Below are 19,922 nucleotides of genomic sequence, written 5' to 3'. Positions count from 1 at the left end.
CTCCTAATTTTTTGTAACAAATTTTCTTATCCGCGCTATATTTTCTCCACCTATAACCTTAGATGCTAACAGTTTTAAACCACTCTTCAATCTCGCTTTAGGTGGTAACCAACTTTTATAAAAATGATGCATTGCATATGTATTTGGAGTAATAAATTTTCTACAGTTAATATAATCATATGGAGAAAAATATGTTTGAGGATAGAAGGCTCCTACCCCACTTATTTCTTGATATTTTCCATTCAACTGTAATCCTTTATTTTTTAGTATCTCGCTTATAATGGCCACATTGGTTAAACTGTCATACTTTCCATCCTCTTTAATAAAACTTTTTTCTTCGTATGAATCTAGAAACATTTTTATTAACACATTTCCTTTAGTGGCTCCTATTGTACTTGTAGCTATATAGTTCTCTTGTTCAAATCCCCAAAATGAATCATGATGTAGCATATCATCAAAAGATTTGAATACCTCCACATCCGTATCTAAGTAAATTCCTCCAAATTTATAAAGAGCGTATACTCTTACATAATCACTTACAAATGCAAATTTTTTGTATTCATAGGCTTCCTTGACATATAAATTACAATTTATATCAAAATTATCTTCATTCCACTCAATTATTTCATAACCAGCCAAATTCTCTTTCCAGCTATCTATACATTTTTTTACTATTATTGGTTTTTCTCCTTTACCAAACCAACAATAGTGAATGATGCGTGGAATCTTTTCTGTAAATGCCAACCCAGTATCCCCTTTCTAAACTATATAGAATAATATACCTATACACCTAAATTTCCATATTTCATTGATCAACTAGTCATTAACATATTTCACCTTAAAAAACTTAGAAATTTAAAAAATTACTTTTATAAACAATGTTTAATGTTATTACATTCTCGTATGCATAGAAAATAAAATAAAATACTAATATTGCATAATAAACTAGTTTTTGGTCTTTATCAGTAAATAATTTTATAATCCATGAAATTAAAATTAATTGGTATAATCCAAAATATATAGAAAATCTTGCAAAAATCCAATTTTGTGTTGAAATTATCATGAATACAAGTCCTAATATAGACATATTTACTATATAGTCACTTTTAGGAAATATTTCCCTGAGTTTCTCTCTTCCAATGTAAGCAATAATAATTGGAGGAATATTAACTCCAACTCTAAGTATATTTGCTCCGCCCTCAGAAAAGTTCTTGTAATCTCCATACTGACTATCTCCTATGACTGAGAATAAGGTATCTAAAAATTGATTAAACCCTATAACTATGAGTACAGAGCAAAAAAGGGTTACATACGTTTCCCATGACCATGCTTTTCTCCTAATCATAAAATATATTGGAATAAGGATAAGTGCAGTTTGATGTATTGTTGATGCAAATAGAATAATTAGAATATACTTTTTCCAGTTACCTTCAAATATATATTTTGTTGCAGCAAAAATAATTGCTGCTGCAAGAAATTGCCTTATCCCATTCATTGATATTAAATACATTCCACCTGTTATATATACATATAAACTTAATTCGAACATTCTTGTATATTTATATAAAACCAATACAATAAGCACATTTGTTATTAGTGCCGTTACAAAAATCAATATTTGAGGGTCATTAGAGAACTGTTTTAAAATCATCTGAAGCACATTAAACCCCATATCTTTTCCTTCTTTTATATGTTCCCAATCAAACGTATCTTTTTTATAAGAATACATATAAAAAAAAGTATCCCCGATATTATTACGGAGACCAGACACCATTACAAGAATAACCATTGTTAAAAATACTAACAGCTTATTTGGCTTTGATTGAACAATGTGTGGTCCCATTATCACAGGAGTAGAAAAATATCTTGCTAAAAAAGAAAGAATATAAACTAAGGCCAGCGTAACCCAAAATATAAACATTTTTAAATTCCTTTCATATTATAGATTGTAAATATAAAACTCTTTGCTATTCTTTAACCAAATAATTCAATAATATAACCTATCAGTCCTATATTTCTCTTACAATCTAAATACATATGACAATAAAATACACAGTTAATTAAAGACCTACTATTTATTTTTCAAAACAGTAGCTTTACTTGTCTTTTGAATATAAAAATGAAGCATAATCCCAAAAGGTATAGCCACCAAAGTAATAAATTTACATGGGGACTCAATGAGAAATTTATAGTTTTTGATCATCAAGTTGCTAGATACATAATGTATAGATTCTCGAAATTTTTCTTTTAATGTAGGAGCATATTTCATAGCAACTTTTCTAAAGAATGAAAACCCTTGGGGATTTTTTCTATATTGCTTAATAATGTTCATGCTAGATCCATCTGCTAAATATTCAACATGACAAAGAACTTTATTCATGATGAGTAACGGATGCTCTTGATCAATAAGAATATATTTATAACTTAGAGGACAGTACTTTTCGCCCGGAAATATTGGATATGGTGGGGTTTTTCGTGTTAACTCTGATCGATAAACTAACTTTTTATCACCTGTGACTTTATATTTCGCATGCAAATCTGTCAGTTTAGATTCCTTCACATGTTCCGGCATCATCGTTCCAATAACTTTTCCATTTGGATTAGCGTCTAATCCTATTATGCCAGCGTAATCATTACTTCCATACTCCTTCCAAAAACGAGTGATATTTTCAACGGCATCATCCGCCATATAATCATCAGAATCAATACAAACATTAAGTTCCGTATCAATTAATTCGTAAGCAGTATTATGTGCCCCGTGCATTCCCTGATTCTCTTGATAATGATACTGAATTGAGATACTGCCTTGGGAAATCCAATTTTCTATTAACTCTCTTGTATCATCTGTAGATCCATCATCAATAATTAACCAAACAAAATCCTTACTTGTCTGTCGCTTTAAACTTTCATAACATAAATGCAGCGTGTAAGCACGGTTAAATGTAGGTGTAAAAATTGTAAGAGTAGGTTTCAATTTACATCTCTCCATCAATCATCTAATCTATTAAAATTCATCCCCTAATATTGTTAATATACTATTTAATACTAATCTATCAGGTCTTACATATTCATGGTAATATCTATAATTGTTAGTCATCATTTGATATCTATAATTTTCATCATTTGATAAAGTATATATTTGATTTATACATTCTTCTGGTGTTTTAAAAACAAGATAATTTTGACCATCACGAAAATCACCTGGGACTTCATAATGTAATTCTTCTGTTACTATAGCCTTGCTTGCTGCAACATACTCCGCAAATTTCCAACCAATAGATTGATGTAATCCCATAGTTGCAATACAAATTGCAGATTCTTTTACCTTTCTTAGGTAATTATTCCGTTCAGTAGCTTTTCCGTCTTCTATAACAATATCCGCATAATTTTTATATGCAAATTCTGATGGTGCTATTCCTCCATAAAATTTATCCCCAAACTCTTTTCGACAAAGCCTAATACATGTTGCTCGAAAATCATTAATATATGCTCGTTCTTCCTTTTTATTCAGAGAAATTTGCCCTTCATAATCTCCATTTACATCCCATAGCCTAGCCATAAAAAGAATTTTTGAATCTATTTCCTTATGAGGTATATCTTCAAAAGAATTAATACGATATAAACCATTGTAATATTGAGACAACGGAACCTTCCGTATTATTTTCTTAATTTTCTCCCTCAGTGGATCTTGAGGCGTCGGTGAATGCGCAATATTTCCAGGTATTGTAACCATATAATTTAATCCAAGAGGATAAATTTTTTCCTTATGCCTTAACTTTGAATTATAAAAACTATTAAAACTTCGCTTAAAGTAAAAGTCGTATTTTTCTAACAACACATTCATAAACTCAACATAATCCTGATTTTGCTTAAGCAAATTATCATAACCATCATTAACATCATATAACACTCGAGTTTTCCCGTTGATTATAACTTCCATCATATTATAAGGTAATTGATCTTGATGATTCTTACTAAGTTTCTCTATCCTCAAGTCTATTACTCCTTGTCGAGCAAGTAGAACAAAACCTGCAGTTATATTATAAAGATGCAGCGGAACTTCTCCTAGCCTAAGACAACATGAAACTCTTGACATCATTGTGCTCCTTTTTAATCTTTTAGACATTATTTAAAATATAGAAGTTACTATTAATTAAAGCGCTTGAAGATAAAAATTCTCAAGCCAAGTAGCCGATTCACTTATATCATATCCTTCTTTCTTGATATACCCTTCTACATCTTGCATACGTTTATTGACATCCAATATATCCTGAGCCCATATTTCGGGGGAGGTATTTATGCTTTCAAAGCTCACTAGACCTGCTCCCATGTCTACTTCTTTAGTTATTGCATCCGAGATTACACAAGATAACCCAGCTCCTTGCGCTTCTATAAGAGTAACAGGCAATCCTTCATGAATGGATGGGAATGCAAATACATCAAAAGCTTGAAGTAAATGGTCGATATCGCTCCTTATGCCAAGAAACTTTACATTAGCCCCTAAATTTAATTCTTCCACTTTTTGTTCAATCTTTACCCGTAACGGACCATCCCCCACCAAAACAAGAACGGAATTTCTTCTAAGTTTAACTAACTGAGCAAACACTTCTATAAGGAATCCATGATTTTTTTGATGCGCAAACCTTCCTACATGCCCTACTACAAAGTTATCAACTGTAAGATTTAGTTCCTCTCTTATCTGTTTTCTAATTTCGGGGGAAAATGAAAACCTTTCAGGCTCAATTCCATTTTTTAAAATTTTGGCAGTACCTGTTTTACCTGCAAATAACCAGCGAGATGCTGCATCCGAGCATGCTAGAAGATGTGTCGCACTTCGTAATATATACTTCCCTGCATACCACTTATATACTTTCGCAGCAACTCCCCCTTCACTGCTAGTATTGTGACTATGTGCGATACGAATTGGTATACCTGCTTTCTTAGCTGCACGTAGCACAAATCCACTCATCTTATCCATGTGGGAGTGTATAATCCTATATTCTTGATGAGATTCAAAAAAATTATCTAAAGACTTTATGTATTCGTTATGACCACTATCAGTAATATATGGAATCCTGTGCACTTTCCCACCTAATTCTGATATTTCTGTATCGAAAACACCTTCCTTACAAGTAAGAAAATCAAACTGCACTTTATTTCGATCTATATTCCGGTACAAGTTCATAATAAGGGTTTCTGCACCACCACGGTTCATATTGACTACAACATGTAAGATTCTTAATGGACAATCCAATCTAACGCCTCCGTTCCACTCATAAACATGGTGTAAATATAGCTCTTTTCTTCTAATACTTTATTGACGGCATAATTATTTTTAATAATCTCACGACCAGACTCTCCGAATATGCCTTGTAAGCCACTATTTTCAGCAAGATATTTTATCTTTTCTGCCATTGTCTGTATGTCTTCACGACCTACTATCCAACCATTTACACCATTTTGAATTAACTCTTTATGGCCCCTGTTCTCACTGGCTATAACAGGCAATCCGCAAGCCATCGCTTCCATAATATTAACTGGTAACCCCTCACGTAGACTGGATGCAACAGAAATATCACAAATAGGTAAAATTTTTGCAATATCATTCCTATAACCAAGGAAATCTATCATTTCAAATACACCCATTTGTTTAGCCAAATTTTTGCAATCATTTATCAAAGGACCATTCCCAGCCAATAGAAGCCTCGCATTGGGAACATGATCTTTTATTAAGGCCAATGAACGAATCAAAAACTGCTGATTTTTATTTTTATTAAACTCAGCCGCATAAAACATTAAAAAATCATCCGGTTTATAACCCATCTCAATCCTTAGACAATTCTTTTGAGCCTCACTAACTGGTTTAAAATATTCTGTGTCCACTCCCACCCCATGAATTTGTTCAATTTTAGGTACTTTAAACCTTCGCTGAACAGCCAAGTTATAATCTTCTTGGTTAATTGTAATGAGGCAATCTGTATAATTTGCTAGCATTTTTTCAATTGGATAATATAACAGCCAATTTGCAAGCGGGGCACCTTTACAAAAATGAAATCCATGTGCAGTATATAAAACTTTTGTTCCATGCTTTCTAGATTTTCTTGCTGCCAAACGTGCAACGGCTCCCCCCATCGGGGTATGACAATGAATAATTTTATATTGATTTTCATCAATAATCTCTTTCAGCTCTTTATAAGCCTTAATATTCCTAAATTGCAAAGGTGACCTTTGAATAGAAATGTCATACTTCTTATCCACATATGGAAGTTCTATGTTGCCAGCAGCAGCAACATGGACTTCCCAGCCTTGTTCTTTAAACCATTTCATATACGGCAAATGAAATGCTTTAAAGTGAAAGTCTACCGTCGCACAAAATAATACTTTATTTTCCATATATATCACCCTAAAATTGTTATATTGTAACTAACCACCTGTGCATACTTCATTCTCATTTCTCTACATAGTAAAACATAAGTCTAAGCATATATGTGCAGATCAAAATCCATATTTACATCATATTTTGTGGAGTTATATGACTATTTGCCAATGTCAATACACGTTTTCTTAATTCCGTCTTCTCGAGATTCTTATAAGTTTGGAGAACTGCTTCAATTTCGTTTATACAAAGGTTCGATGTTTTACCTATATAAATTTTAGGATGAATTTGTTGTTCATGTATTTCTTCTTTTTTCAATAGTTCTTCAAAGAGCTTTTCTCCAGGTCTTATTCCAGTGAACTCTATTTGTATTTCTTCTAGGGAATTTCCTGATAATGTAATTAAATTTTTTGCAAGATCTACTATTTTTACAGGATCCCCCATATCTAACACAAATATTTCTCCACCTTTAGCTAATGCACCAGCCTGTATTACAAGCTTGGACGCCTCTGGAATTGTCATAAAGTAACGAATCATATCTGGATGTGTAACCGTAACTGGACCACCTTGCTTAATTTGTTTTTTAAACAACGGTATAACACTACCGCGGCTTCCTAGTACATTACCAAATCTTACAGCCACAAACTTTGTATTACTTGTTTTGTCCAAGTTTTGAATTACCATTTCAGCAAGCCTTTTTGTTGCTCCCATTACACTTGTCGGATTCACAGCTTTATCTGTAGAAATCATTACAAACGTCTCGACTCCATTCCAGCTTGCCGCTTTTGCCACGTTCGTTGTCCCAATTAAATTGTTTTTGATAGCTTCTTCGGGGTTACGTTCCATCAATGGTACATGCTTATGTGCAGCGGCATGATAAACAACTTGAGGCTGATATTGACTCATGACTGACATCATTTTCAGATCATCCTGTACATCAGCAATCTCTGTGGTAAAGACAATATCTGTGTCACCGTATAGCTCTTTCAATTCCATTTCGATAGAATAAATACTATTTTCGCCATGACCTAATAAAATCAATTGTTTTGGGTTGAATTTTGCAATTTGACGACAAATTTCAGATCCAATTGAACCACCCGCACCAGTTACTAAAATAATTTTATTAGTAATAAATTCTGAAATACTTTCAATATCCAATTCAACAGGATCACGTCCTAATAAATCGTCTACTTGGACATCACGAAATTCATTCACTGAAACTTTTCCAGTCACTAAATCCTCTAGCATTGGAAGAATTTGCGTTTTTATTTTTGTCTTGGAACATTCTTGAAAAATCATATTTAATGCTTTCTTGCTAAGTGAAGGAATTGCTATTATGATGCTATCAATATCTAATTGCTGAACAGCAAATTCAATACGGTCAACTCCTCCAATTACCGGTATTCCAAGAATATCCAACCCCTGTTTCTTTATATTATCATCTATAAATGCCACAGGCAGTAATTCAGTATCATTACTATTCAAAAGTTGCCTTACAACCATTGTACCTGCAGAGCCCGCACCAATAATTAGTGTTCTTTTTTTGTTGTCCCCTTTTTGAATATAAGCATCTCTGAACATCCGCCATAGAAAACGTGATCCTCCAATTAGTAAAATATGAATCATCCACGTTACAACAAGGAGACGGAAATAAATATCTTGAACCAATATTTGTTGTACTATCGCTGTTGTGATAACAGAAAGTGTGATTGCTTTTAAAATAATTAGCAATTCTCCTACACTTGCATACTCCCACGCTTTTTTATAAAGCTTATAAATAAAAGAAAAAATATGATGGCTAAGTAGCAGCGTCATTGCACTCACTACGATGGGAAATGTTATGACATTGAAATCAGCACTTACTAAGAAGCGACTAAAGAAAACCGTAGTTAATACGATTAAGGAATCAATTAAAATTAATAAGGATAATCTCTGGCGATACGTCATAATAGGCCCCCCTCTCTAAATTTTATATATATAACAAAAGGAAATCTTCATAATTGTTATCTTAGAATTAAAAGATTTATATATTGGACATGTCTAGCTAAACATATAGACAAGGAAAATAATCAATAACCAACCAATACAAAGTTCCTATCTACAAAATCCTTTAGAAAGACTTTCTAGACAAGAACTTCAAATAAGTTTGGGCATCCAACCCTCCCTCACACCACACTCTTGACGACTAACGTCTAAGGTTCTTCAACCCACAGTATGATCGAGTGTCTCCATTGATAGTGGTAAGGAGACATCACCGTACCCTATAATTTTTTATAGGTGGCCTTTCATTCTCTACTATAAAATATATAAAAAGCTTCTCATCCTTACGTCACCCATTAGGAAAGCGTTGTATTATTATTTTATGTATAATCAATTCTAATAAATCTCTTATACTTTTTTATTTAGAATAGCCCCTACAAGCTTTCCTTTTGTTAAATCTAATGCCCTATTCGCTTCAACAACTGCTTCACTAGCAGTTTGATAGCAACTTAGCACTAATAATACCCCATCACATTGACTAGCTAGTATATTTGTATCTATAACCTCAAGAAGGGGCGAAGAATCAAATAAAATAATGTCGTACTGTGCTATTGCTTTGCTAATTAAATTTTGCATAGATGGTAAACTAAGCATCTCAGCTGGATTATTAATTTCGGGACCACTTGTCAATATATGTACATTTTTGATTTCTGTCTGCATTACCACTTTTTCTAATGCTGCTTTTCCCTCCAAAACATTTGTTAATCCAGATTTATTTTCCATTCCAAAAATCGCATGTAGTTCCGGAGTTCGTAAATCCGCATCAACCACTAAGACTTTTTCATCTTGCTGAGCCATAGAAACAGCCAAATTTGCCACAGTAGTGGTTTTACCTTCTCCATATCCAGGGGAAGTAATAATTATAGTTCTTGTTTTGTCAGTTCCAATTGCAAATTGAAGGTTAGTACGAATTGTTCGATAATCCTCAGCCATCTTCGATTTTGGAGCTATATGAGCAATTAAATGACTATTATCAAGGATACGGCTTTGTTTTTTATTATGAATCAAATGTTTTCCCCTCCACTATTACACTTTCTCTCTTACTTGTTTTATCTACTATATTATTTTTCTTCATCTGAGAAACACTTCCTAAAACGGGAACCGGTAATAATTTTTCAATGCTACGTTCCGATTTAATTGTTTCATCAAGGGAATCCAATATAAAGACTACTCCGACACTCAATATGAGACCGGCAGCCAAGGCCATCTCAATTGCTTTTGCATGATTCAAGTTTATCGGTAAAGGATGCTCTTGTACTTTTGCTTCTGTTAAGATGCGGACATTCGAAAAATTTAGGATAGCATTGGCCTCTTCTTTATAAACACTTGCTGTAGCATTGGCAATTTTGACTGCCTCCGCTGGATTAGTATCCACAGCTGTAATAACAAAAACCTGCGACTCTTCAATCTTCCCAACACTAACCTGTCCATTCAATGCATCTGCTGATTTTTGCGAATTTAATTGCTGGGCCACTTTCTCTAAAACAATAGGTTCCTTTATCATCACTTTAAGTGTAGCTATAGCATCAGCATTAGCTGGAATGAGGATTCTTGCAGAAGACGCATATAAAGGCGTTTTCATGAAAATGCTATATATACCACCAATACATGCTGCTAATATCGTAATTACTGCAATAATCCAAAATTTTCTTTTTATAACATTAAATAAATTTTTTAAGTTTATTTCCTTTTCCATGTTTCCCCTCCATTACTGTCTATTTAACTAATAAAAAAGCTAATCGCTGGTAAATCAAATCGTATAACCTAAGTTAATCCTGATTATATCGAACATAATTTACTAAATCATAAGTAGAATAAATTTTCTGGGTATATATTTCATTCAGAAAATATATACCTTGTTTCTTTAATCTTAATATACTCATTTAATATTCATTTTAGTTCTTGATAATGAACCCGTCAATATAAATTTATACATCAAATCCAACAATTACCTAAGTATATTTAATTCAATTATCCTTATATAAATTCAAAAATAACTTCATAAATAATTATTTCAAACGAATTAACTTCTTCGTATATTGATATATTATAAAAACTATTTAAAACTGAATTAAACAATATCCTACAAGTTTGACGACTGAAAAAAAGAAGTATTATTAAAAGGCTAATTCCAACAACAGATTCACCTTAACTATTTACCCAACATATTGATTCTGATCCATAAAAATTTTAGCATCCTTTTCTACAAAAAAAGACTTCATTTCTAATGAAGTCTTTTTTGTATCGTTAAAGCTTAGTTACAAACCATTTCGCTTTCCACTAACTTTTTCATATAATCTAATAGCTCTTTTTTTAACTCTTCGTGTTGCAGTGCCATTTCAATTGTTGTTTGAATAAACCCTAGTTTTTCTCCGACATCATAGCGTTTTCCTTCGAAATCATATGCAAATACACGTTGAATTTCATTTAAACGCTGAATCGCATCTGTTAACTGAATTTCTCCGCCTGCCCCTGTTTGTTGATCTTCTAAGAACATAAAGATTTCTGGAGTTAACACGTAACGCCCCATAATCGCTAAGCTAGATGGTGCTGTTCCTTTAGCAGGTTTTTCAACAAATTTACTCACTTGATAACTGCGATCCTTTTGCTCCAGCGGATCAATAATACCATAGCGATGCGTTTCATTCTCCGGAACAGTTTGAACACCAATTACTGATGATTGTGTATTCTCATATTGATTCATTAATTGGCGTAAGCACGGCGTATCCGCTTGAACAATATCATCACCAAGTAGTACCGCAAATGGCTCATTTCCAATAAATTTACGAGCACACCAAACAGCATGTCCTAAACCTTTAGGCTCTTTTTGGCGAATATAATGAATATTGATCTTTGAAGACTCTTGTACTTTTTCAAGAGTTTCATACTTTCCTTTTGATAGTAAGTTTTGTTCTAATTCAAAGGAATGATCGAAATGATCTTCAATTGCACGTTTTCCTTTTCCTGTTACGATAATAATATCTTCAATTCCAGACGCAATTGCCTCTTCCACGATATATTGAATTGTTGGTTTATCAACAATTGGTAACATTTCTTTTGGCATTGCTTTTGTTGCTGGCAGGAAGCGAGTCCCTAATCCAGCTGCTGGAATAATAGCTTTTCTTACTTTTTTCAATGATATTCCTCCTAGTAATAATTCTAAGGATAATTATATTAAGTCTTAAAATCTAACTGCTAATAAAAAATACCTTATAAGCTAATTAATGATTACAGTATTAAATACATTCGTTGCCCCTATATATAAAGTAAATTAATATATGAGAATAATCCTAATCCACTCTTCACAGTCCCGTAAATCCCTCACCAACAGAAGTCTCACTTTATACAAAAAGCCTATCACAATTATTATAATTTTTATCTTGAAACAAAAAATCTCCTATATATCTACATATTTACTTGGAGTTCCCTCCTGTAAAATAATTAATTTATATTGATACCTTAGCTAATGCTTTTTTATCTTGTTTTATTGTTTTTTGTGCTTGATCCTCTAAAATATTTTCCCATTTACCCCCAACGACATTGAAAGTATATCTTTCGACATTCTTTTTAGCATTCCGACCATACTCTTTTCTTAATTCTTCAGACTCAATTAGCATCATTAATGAATTAGCTAATTCCTCTACATTTCCTTCTTCTACTAGAATACCATCTTCTTTATGTGTAATAACTTCTCTAGGACCCGTACATGCAAAACCTACACAAGGAACTCCAACAGACATTGCTTCAATGATTACCATTCCAAAGGATTCATACCTAGAACTTAAAGCATATATAGAAGCATTACGCATTTCACCTATAATATTATTTGTCTTTTGCATAAGGAAAATATTATTATACGCTTTTTCCTCAAAGATTTTTTCGCGAAGCGCCTCTTCCTCTATTCCAGATCCAAAAATCTTCAGCTTCCAATCAGGATGTTTTTTGATAACTTTAGAAAAAGCTGGAATTAAGAGATCGAATCCCTTTTCAGGAGCATAACGCCCAGCCGCAATAACCACTTTTTTATCTAGATCCGCTGTTTCATTCGGAATATCTGTGGCATTTTCTACTTTGTATAAATCTACCTTACTTCCTGTTAATAACTGCTCATAGTCATTAATTTCGGAGTCTGTTAAGCATGTTAGAGCATCTAGCTTTTTATAATATTTCTTTATTTTATTTTGCAATCCTGGTGCATGACCGGCAAAATACAGATGTTCTTGCCCAATTTTTATTACATCTTTCTTTACAAACTTTGTAGCTAAAATATTAAAAGAAGGTATCGTCGTAATTAAAATTCCTTTGTTTATCTTTTTAAGTGCTGCAATAATTTTAAAATCTACAAATAGATTAAACATATGATATAAATCTTCGCTTTTATCTATAAAGAAACTAGGGAATTTCATTAGTATTTTTTTAATGATTTTTTGATATAGCGGTGTGTTTTTACCAAATAACTTTCCTCTTCTTGCATCAAAAATTGGAGTAATATTTACTTTTTTATCAATATCAAACATCGGCTTAGCACTTGTTCTTCTCACACTAATAATTTCTACATCATGATTTTTAGAGGCAAAGTAATTGGCTGTATTTACAACCGTTCTCACCGTTCCACCCATTCCATAAATATTGTATACAAGAAACGTAATTTTCATTTTTCTTCACCTCACTATTTAGGTGTTTTTTTATTAGATAACTTCTTAATTTCGTTATAAATTCTTTCACAGTTGTTCTTATCATGATAAGCATAATATTTTTTAGAATTTATATTATATTTAGGTTTATACTTAAAGTCATTTTCAACATAATCGCTTACGTATTTAATAACTTCTTCTTTTGTATGTGCAATATCCCCAACTAAATCTTTTCTTAAATCTACATAGGAACCTCTATGTTTCAAATAATCATTTACATCAAAATGATAGAAGATTGTTGGCTTTTTCAAATGGTTAAAATCAAATACAACGCTTGAATAGTCCGTAATCATTAAAGAACTGTTTTGCATCAATTCTTTTACACTTTCTTCGCCCAATTTAACAATTTGTATTCTTTCATTTAAAGATGCAAATTCATCCTTATATTTTTTTTGGATTTCAATGTGTGGGAAGAACTTAAGCACTAAATCATGTTTTTCAAGCAAATCATGCAATTTCTTATCTTTTAATAACCCATGGTAATGCACAAAGAAATCAGATGCTAAAAATTCTTCTCTCGAACCAATAATCCATTCTCTCCATGTAGGCATAAGAAGAATTTCCCTTGTTTTCCTAGCTTTGCTTTTATCTTCTAAAGAATCAAACCTAGCTAGTCCAGTAACCATGACTTGCTTCTCTTTAAATTTCATTTCATTGATCATAATACTTTTTTCATGTTCTGAAGAAACAACAAATTTTTTAATCATCCCATTGTATGAGTTTCTATTAAACTGCAGTTTTTTCATCGCAATAATACCATGTTGTAAATAGATAACTTTCTTTGTATTACTTGCCATCTTATTATGAACAATACTTGGAATAACATCTCTAATTCCATGACTTACAATTGTATATTCACTTAAGTAGTATAAAACAAGATGTTTAAAGCTATCGTATCGTAGAACTTTATCTTTATATGGTAAGAGATTATTCATATTTTTATTATTTTCCTTACTCACATAATACGTCTCTTCTTGGATATTTTTCTTAACACAAGATTCAAAAAAGGCAAATCCGTTATCTTGTGCAACTTCTCCTAGATTTTCACCAATAAGCCATACCGTTTTTTTTCTAAACTTTCTCCATACTTTAGCAACACATCTTGCTGCTAAAAGTCTTATCTTTTCACTTGACTTCTCATGTGCTCGTAAATTTCGCGCTTCAAGTGACATTAATCTACTCTTTTTATCAAAGAAAATTGACAGATATAAATCATCCGCTACTCTTATCGCATTTGATTTAAAGGTCGAATTCTTATTAATAACATCTAAATCCTTACCAAATAATTTTGCTTGGACGATATTATTATTTACACGTGCAGAAAAATAAATTTCCCATCTACCTTGTTCATAAGACCCAATAGATTTGATAAATGCTAGGTCCATATTACATACATATTCATTTATACTTTTTGACTTAAGCTGCTGTTTTATAATTTCTTTTGTTTGACTATGCCTCAAAACTAATTCTGCATCTTGCAATACAAACTGGTCTTGTATTGTTAGCTGAATTGTAAATTTCACGTGCTTTTTCTTTGCATCCATCGTGATACAATGTGCTTGAAGAGAGTTCCGTATTGAAACAGACAGTTCATTTCCATTTGTATAGTAAGGTTGAATTTGTATCGGATATCCATTAGCATCTTTATTTAATGGTGGATATATCATGACCTTTGCTTTATTTTGGATATCATCTAAATTAGAGGCTAATCTAAACACAATGTTATTTCCATTACCCTCAATATAAATCATAAACTGTAAGTTTACTTCACCGATTGTTTCTATATCAAATGAATCCCAATCATATGAGCTATTAAAATAATAGCCTCCGTCTCCTTCTGAAAATTCATTTATACAATCGATTTTTAAACCCATAGATTCCTCATGAAGATACACATCTTTTAAAACATAGTTAACATCCGGAATGCTTACAAAGCCTTTTACGATTAGCTTACTCGCTTCATAATCAACTCTAATAACATCACAGTATACTCCTTCATCTCTAACCAATACTGCTAAATTATTATCTAAAGTAACATACGGTCGAATTCTTTTTATAGTACCGGATCGGGTATAAATTGTTTTAGGTATAACTACAAAGTCCATTTTAGATCCTAGGGTAGAATCTAGATTTAATGGCACTCTATCTTTAACCCCGCTCACTTTAAAACTTAAGAACACATCCCAAATTCCCTTTTCTTCAAAGAAATCACCTTCTTCAAACGCTATTGTCTTTGTAAAAGAATGGTTTATTATCCTAATAGGATGTGATTGGTGTCTTTTCGTATCTCGATGGACAAACAATAACTCTACCATCTGATTTTCCGCATCCACCATATAATTAAATTGCACGAATCCTTCGATAGTGAGCTTGTTTTGTCCTAAATTTACAGTTTTAATTTTAGTAGAAACCATTCTCTCTTCATTTTTTTCAATTTTAAGAATTAATTCCTGTTTATTATTACGAGAAAACACGTGATAATACAATTGATCATTATATCGAAAATAATTTCCGACTACTTTTCTTTCTTCTTTATTTTCAACCTTTATTAATACAGACTTGCCATTAAGCTCCCCTTCGCAATACAATTCCCAGTTACCTTCATATAAAGGATTTCCCTTTAAATTCAGCGTTACTTGATATTCATTTGTACTGTCATTCACTTTTAAATCTGTTAAGTTTTTCACTTCTTTTGTAAGGCCGTTTTTCAAAAAGAACTCTTTTAAACAAACCTCTCTACGCTTAGACTTCGGGGAGAAATCCCCCAGTATTACAAAATCTTTTTCTTCATTTTCAAAAATTTCATTTGCAGAGACAACAATACCTACAGAGTCTTTTCTACTAAATTCAACAAACTGTTCAACTGAATTAATCGCATTCACTTGAAAAATTGTGTTATCAGGACATATAAAGAATTCTTTCTCCAAATTGTTATATACATGAAGAACAACAATGTCTTTATCTAGTTGTAAATAAACTTTTAATTTTCCATTATTCGTTATTTCGGAAAGTCCTGAAATTGGTAGAATACATATAATTCTATCTTTATGGATTTTCATACTAGATAGTGATAACTGTTTTTTAGAATTTCCTTTATGAATAAATAATCCCTTTACTCTCTCATAAATATCTTGCATATTTCCATCTGTTTGTATAGAGATTTCAAGTTCGATGCTTTTATTTTGCGTAATTTTCATTTCTTCCAATAACACTTTTACTTTCAATTCAATCTCACCTTTCATCTGCTAACAGTTAAATCCACTATCCGACTACTTTGTGTCCGTTCCTCTATTTACAATTTATGTTCTATAACTTATATAAAAAATTATCCTAACTACTATCATTAGTAAGAGTGGTATTACTATATTTAAATAAATAAAACGTAGTATACTTATTTATTTAATTAATAATATAACGAAAAAAGGGCGGATTTAGTTTTTCAGTTGATCTCTCTTTGCAAGGATCTCCAGGACAATTCTCTTTGAGTTGTTTTGATCAATATATGAGAATAAATGATTTCTAAGCAATTTATACCTTTCTTTCTCCTTAAATTCATTGTGCATATAGAAAGTTAAGAGTTGAACTAGTTCATCCACATGCACACATCTATCTCCAAATAATTCATGTTCTACGTTTAAATAACCATTCATTATATGATCGAACTGAAAGAAAATAATTGGTTTTTTTAAATAATACATATCCCAAGAAACACTAGAATAATCTGTTATAAGCAGTGAAGATTCCATTATCAACTCATTAATTTTTATATCTTTGTATTTTACAAATTGTACATTTGAAGTATTACACTCAAAATAACGAATAGAACTATGAATTCTTGGATGCATACAAAATTTTAAAATAACGTTATGTTTCTCTAGTTGTTCAACAAGGGTTGTATCATTTAGCAACCTTTCATATTGCCTATAAAATTGACTATCTAAAAACTCTTCCTCTGATATCTCATCTAGCCACTCTCGCCATGTCGGCAGCAATAGAATTTGTTTTTGCTCCCCACTCTTATCTTGCAAATAATCCCACCTTGCTAATCCACTCACAATGATTTCATCTTCTGTATAATTAAAAAATTGTTTTACAATTTCTTTTTCATATTCCGAAGATACACAAAATAAATTCGTTCCATTCGGGCTACCTTTTTTAAAAATTGAATCCACCTTTTTCAAACCTAGCACACCATGTTGTAGAAAAACGTGCTTTTTAGTATGAATAACTTTCTTTAACGTTCCCCTGTTTTCTTTCCATATATAACAATGTGCCTTTGACTCAGAAGATATCATAAGTGTACTAGCAAGGAGATAAATCATATACTTGATACTCATAAAGTCGATAACTTTATCCTCATATTGATCAAGCATCTTATAGTCATTAGACTTTTTGTTAATCACATAATATAGATTGGGAATTTGCTTATGATCATAGCAATACTTAAAGAAATAATAAGAATTATCTTGTGCGGTATGGCCAAATTTCTCATATACTAATACAATGCCTTTTCGATCCCAATGCCATTTAAATGTATAATATATGATTAATGCCAGCTTTTCTTTCAAAGCATATTTTAACTGATCATAGGTTCCCTTCCTTCGATAATGTAAGCTGAGTCCACCTTTAACAGTCACATATGGATATACTACATATCCATCTTCACCATGGTCACGCTGTAATCGATTGTTTAGCTTTCTATTAACAATATAGCTGGGATGTTTAATTCGATAACTTTTAAGTTCATCGGATTTCAAATGTACATAAAAATCCCAAAAAAACGGGCCTAGCTCAAGTTGACCCAGCTCTATTTCAAAGATAATCTTTTTTTCAAATTCATTTACGCTACTTTCCTGATACGGGAGTTGATAAACTTTATCTCTGTTCCTTTTTTTTAAAGTTATAGCCTCGACCGTACATTTATCTCTGCATTTTACTCTAATAGCAAACTGCCATTTTCCTTTTTTCTTCTTAAATGACGTTATTCGTATTTTAGAAATTAACTTTCCGGAGGATTTGACCATTCGCTTCACTCTTTCTTTAGCACTTCAACGAATCGAATTTATATAGTAGAATATATGATTTTAAAGAAATTTGTATGTTATAACTCAACTATAGCGATATACGAAGGTTTTAATCCCACCGTAATCATGTAAACACTTCATCAATTTAATTAGCATGTAAAAATATAGATATTTGATCAACGGTTATACCATCTGCGGATGAAAATTTAAAATCATATTTATCAGAGCGATATATAAATGATGCTCCGTCTTCACTTACTAACTGCGCTTGACCTAAATTCTCTAACATCGCCACCTTAGGAATAGACATATTCTGTATTGTAACCTGTTTTACAGTGAACTGATGGTTATATAGAACATTGATATTTTCATAACTATTTAATGTACCCTCTAATAGTTCTTCGGTGTTTTTTGGCTTCCCTATCACACCTTGTACATCTTGTTGATTTTTTCCTAATAAGGATATACCACTTTCAAAGTTTTGATTTGAGCCCGATAGCCCCTTTAACTTGTTGGAGATAACCTCATACTGTAAAGCTGAGCTAAAAGGAATCGTACTTGACACACCCTCACTAATCCATCCTTCTGTTCCATCTTCATATACAATTTCCAACCAGTTTATATCGTTTTTTTCATCTTTTTGCTGTGTCTTTACCACAAACGGTGTACCAAATTCCATCATAGCTACTTGTTTACCATTTAGATTTGGCATACTTCTGATCTTTGCCTTTGCCATTTTCACATATCGAATATCTAAATCCGCCAATGGATTTTTTCTCTTTTCATTAGACACTTGTTTCTTTTTACTTTCAGCTTCCGCCTGGGGAGGCTGGACAAACAGATCCTTTTTCAAATAAGCAGTACTTCCAGCTCCGATACATAAGACCAATCCTGCCAATGGAATCATATATTTTTTCTTCCGTTTCCTTGGATTTAATCTAGTATGTGCAATATCTAAAGCCTTAGCGTCTTCCTGCTTCATTTCCTGACCGGCTTGTTTTCTCTGTGCTTCTTCTTTAAATTTTTGTTGCTCCTCTTTACTCATAGCACGGTATTCTTTTAAAAACTGTTCGTATTTAGGCATTACGTCTTGCATAAGCCCATAATCCTTAATTTCACCATATTCAATCCATAACGCTTTTGTACAAAATTGCTTTACTTGTCCTAATGAATGACTCACAAAAAAGATCGTTTTCCCTTGTTCTTTAAATTCATTCATTCGTTTTAAACACTTATCTGTAAATGTTTGGTCACCTACAGACAAGGCTTCATCAATAACTAAAACATCTGGATTAATATTCACAGAAATTGCAAAACCAAGGCGAGATTTCATACCGCTAGAATATTTTTTTACAGGCATATCAATAAACTTACCAATATCGGCAAACTCGATAATTCCTGGTGTTAATGTTTGAATCTCATCCTTACTTAGCCCCATCATCAAACATTTCAATTCAATATTTTCTCGGCCTGTTAATTGGTTATTAAGTCCGGCAGCTATAGCAATAAGTGATATTTTACCCTTTATATCAATAGTTCCTGCCGTAGGTGGTGTAATACCAGCAATTAAATTAGACATTGTTGATTTACCAGATCCATTTACACCAATAATACCAATTACATCACCTTTTTGGGCTTCAAAACTTAAATTTCTTAACGCGTAGAAATCTTCACCAAACCCGCCCGGATATATAATATCCTTTAACTTATCAGAACTTTTACTATGCATTTTATATTTTTTTGTTACATTATGAAACTTCACTGAATAGTTCATTTTTTACAATCCTC

General features: G+C 32.1%; 14 protein-coding genes. All 14 read right to left on the bottom strand.

Going from position 1 to position 19,922, the window contains the following annotated elements:
- Window positions 1-3 precede the first annotated feature (3 nt).
- The 14 genes from U860_RS0101200 to tagH all read right to left on the bottom strand — a co-directional run bounded on the left by U860_RS0101200 (window position 4) and on the right by tagH (window position 19,908).
- The gene (locus tag U860_RS0101200; RefSeq protein WP_025147087.1) at window positions 4-744 is read right to left on the bottom strand and encodes a capsular polysaccharide synthesis protein; all 741 of its coding nucleotides are present in this window, start codon (window positions 742-744) and stop codon (window positions 4-6) included.
- Window positions 745-847: 103 nt separating this feature from the next.
- The gene (locus tag U860_RS0101195) at window positions 848-1,921 is read right to left on the bottom strand and encodes an EpsG family protein (protein WP_025147086.1); all 1,074 of its coding nucleotides are present in this window, start codon (window positions 1,919-1,921) and stop codon (window positions 848-850) included.
- A 150-nt stretch (window positions 1,922-2,071) separates the two neighbouring features.
- Entirely contained in the window at window positions 2,072-2,974 is a 903-nt protein-coding gene (locus tag U860_RS0101190; protein ID WP_025147085.1) for a glycosyltransferase family 2 protein, read from the bottom strand.
- 30 nt (window positions 2,975-3,004) lie between these two features.
- Window positions 3,005-4,096, bottom strand: coding sequence for a hypothetical protein (locus tag U860_RS0101185; protein WP_025147084.1), 1,092 nt, complete (start codon window positions 4,094-4,096; stop codon window positions 3,005-3,007).
- A gap of 57 nt (window positions 4,097-4,153) precedes the next feature.
- Window positions 4,154-5,254, bottom strand: coding sequence for a glycosyltransferase family 1 protein (locus tag U860_RS0101180; protein WP_025147083.1), 1,101 nt, complete (start codon window positions 5,252-5,254; stop codon window positions 4,154-4,156).
- The gene (locus U860_RS0101175; RefSeq protein ID WP_025147082.1) at window positions 5,239-6,393 is read right to left on the bottom strand and encodes a glycosyltransferase family 4 protein; all 1,155 of its coding nucleotides are present in this window, start codon (window positions 6,391-6,393) and stop codon (window positions 5,239-5,241) included. Before U860_RS0101175 ends, U860_RS0101180 begins: the two co-directional genes overlap by 16 nt.
- A gap of 115 nt (window positions 6,394-6,508) precedes the next feature.
- On the bottom strand, window positions 6,509-8,323 hold the full coding sequence (locus U860_RS0101170) for a nucleoside-diphosphate sugar epimerase/dehydratase (protein WP_025147081.1): 1,815 nt from the start codon (window positions 8,321-8,323) through the stop codon (window positions 6,509-6,511).
- Between the two features lie 441 nt (window positions 8,324-8,764).
- Window positions 8,765-9,424, bottom strand: coding sequence for a CpsD/CapB family tyrosine-protein kinase (locus tag U860_RS0101165; RefSeq protein WP_025147080.1), 660 nt, complete (start codon window positions 9,422-9,424; stop codon window positions 8,765-8,767).
- Window positions 9,414-10,112: a Wzz/FepE/Etk N-terminal domain-containing protein gene (locus tag U860_RS0101160; RefSeq protein WP_025147079.1), complete on the bottom strand. Its 699-nt coding sequence runs from the start codon at window positions 10,110-10,112 to the stop codon at window positions 9,414-9,416. The genes U860_RS0101165 and U860_RS0101160 overlap by 11 nt, the downstream gene beginning before the upstream one ends.
- Window positions 10,113-10,670: 558 nt before the next feature.
- Window positions 10,671-11,552 carry a UTP--glucose-1-phosphate uridylyltransferase GalU gene (gene galU, locus U860_RS0101155; protein ID WP_025147078.1) on the bottom strand — a complete coding sequence of 294 codons (882 nt, stop codon included), beginning with the start codon at window positions 11,550-11,552 and terminating at the stop codon, window positions 10,671-10,673.
- A 310-nt stretch (window positions 11,553-11,862) separates the two neighbouring features.
- Window positions 11,863-13,023: a glycosyltransferase family 4 protein gene (locus U860_RS0101150; RefSeq protein ID WP_240184442.1), complete on the bottom strand. Its 1,161-nt coding sequence runs from the start codon at window positions 13,021-13,023 to the stop codon at window positions 11,863-11,865.
- 62 nt (window positions 13,024-13,085) lie between these two features.
- The gene (locus tag U860_RS0101145; protein ID WP_025147076.1) at window positions 13,086-16,334 is read right to left on the bottom strand and encodes a CDP-glycerol glycerophosphotransferase family protein; all 3,249 of its coding nucleotides are present in this window, start codon (window positions 16,332-16,334) and stop codon (window positions 13,086-13,088) included.
- 207 nt (window positions 16,335-16,541) lie between these two features.
- The gene (locus tag U860_RS0101140) at window positions 16,542-18,134 is read right to left on the bottom strand and encodes a CDP-glycerol glycerophosphotransferase family protein (RefSeq protein ID WP_025147075.1); all 1,593 of its coding nucleotides are present in this window, start codon (window positions 18,132-18,134) and stop codon (window positions 16,542-16,544) included.
- A 145-nt stretch (window positions 18,135-18,279) separates the two neighbouring features.
- Complete coding sequence (tagH, locus tag U860_RS0101135; protein WP_025147074.1) at window positions 18,280-19,908, bottom strand: teichoic acids export ABC transporter ATP-binding subunit TagH; 1,629 nt, start codon at window positions 19,906-19,908, stop codon at window positions 18,280-18,282.
- Window positions 19,909-19,922 lie beyond the last annotated feature (14 nt).

Source organism: Bacillus sp. H1a (assembly GCF_000633475.1).
GTDB classification, from domain to species: Bacteria; Bacillota; Bacilli; order Bacillales; family Bacillaceae_G; genus Bacillus_A; species Bacillus_A paramycoides.
The sequence above is the reverse complement of the archived record's forward strand: the minus strand, read 5'-3'. Positions and strand labels throughout refer to the sequence as shown.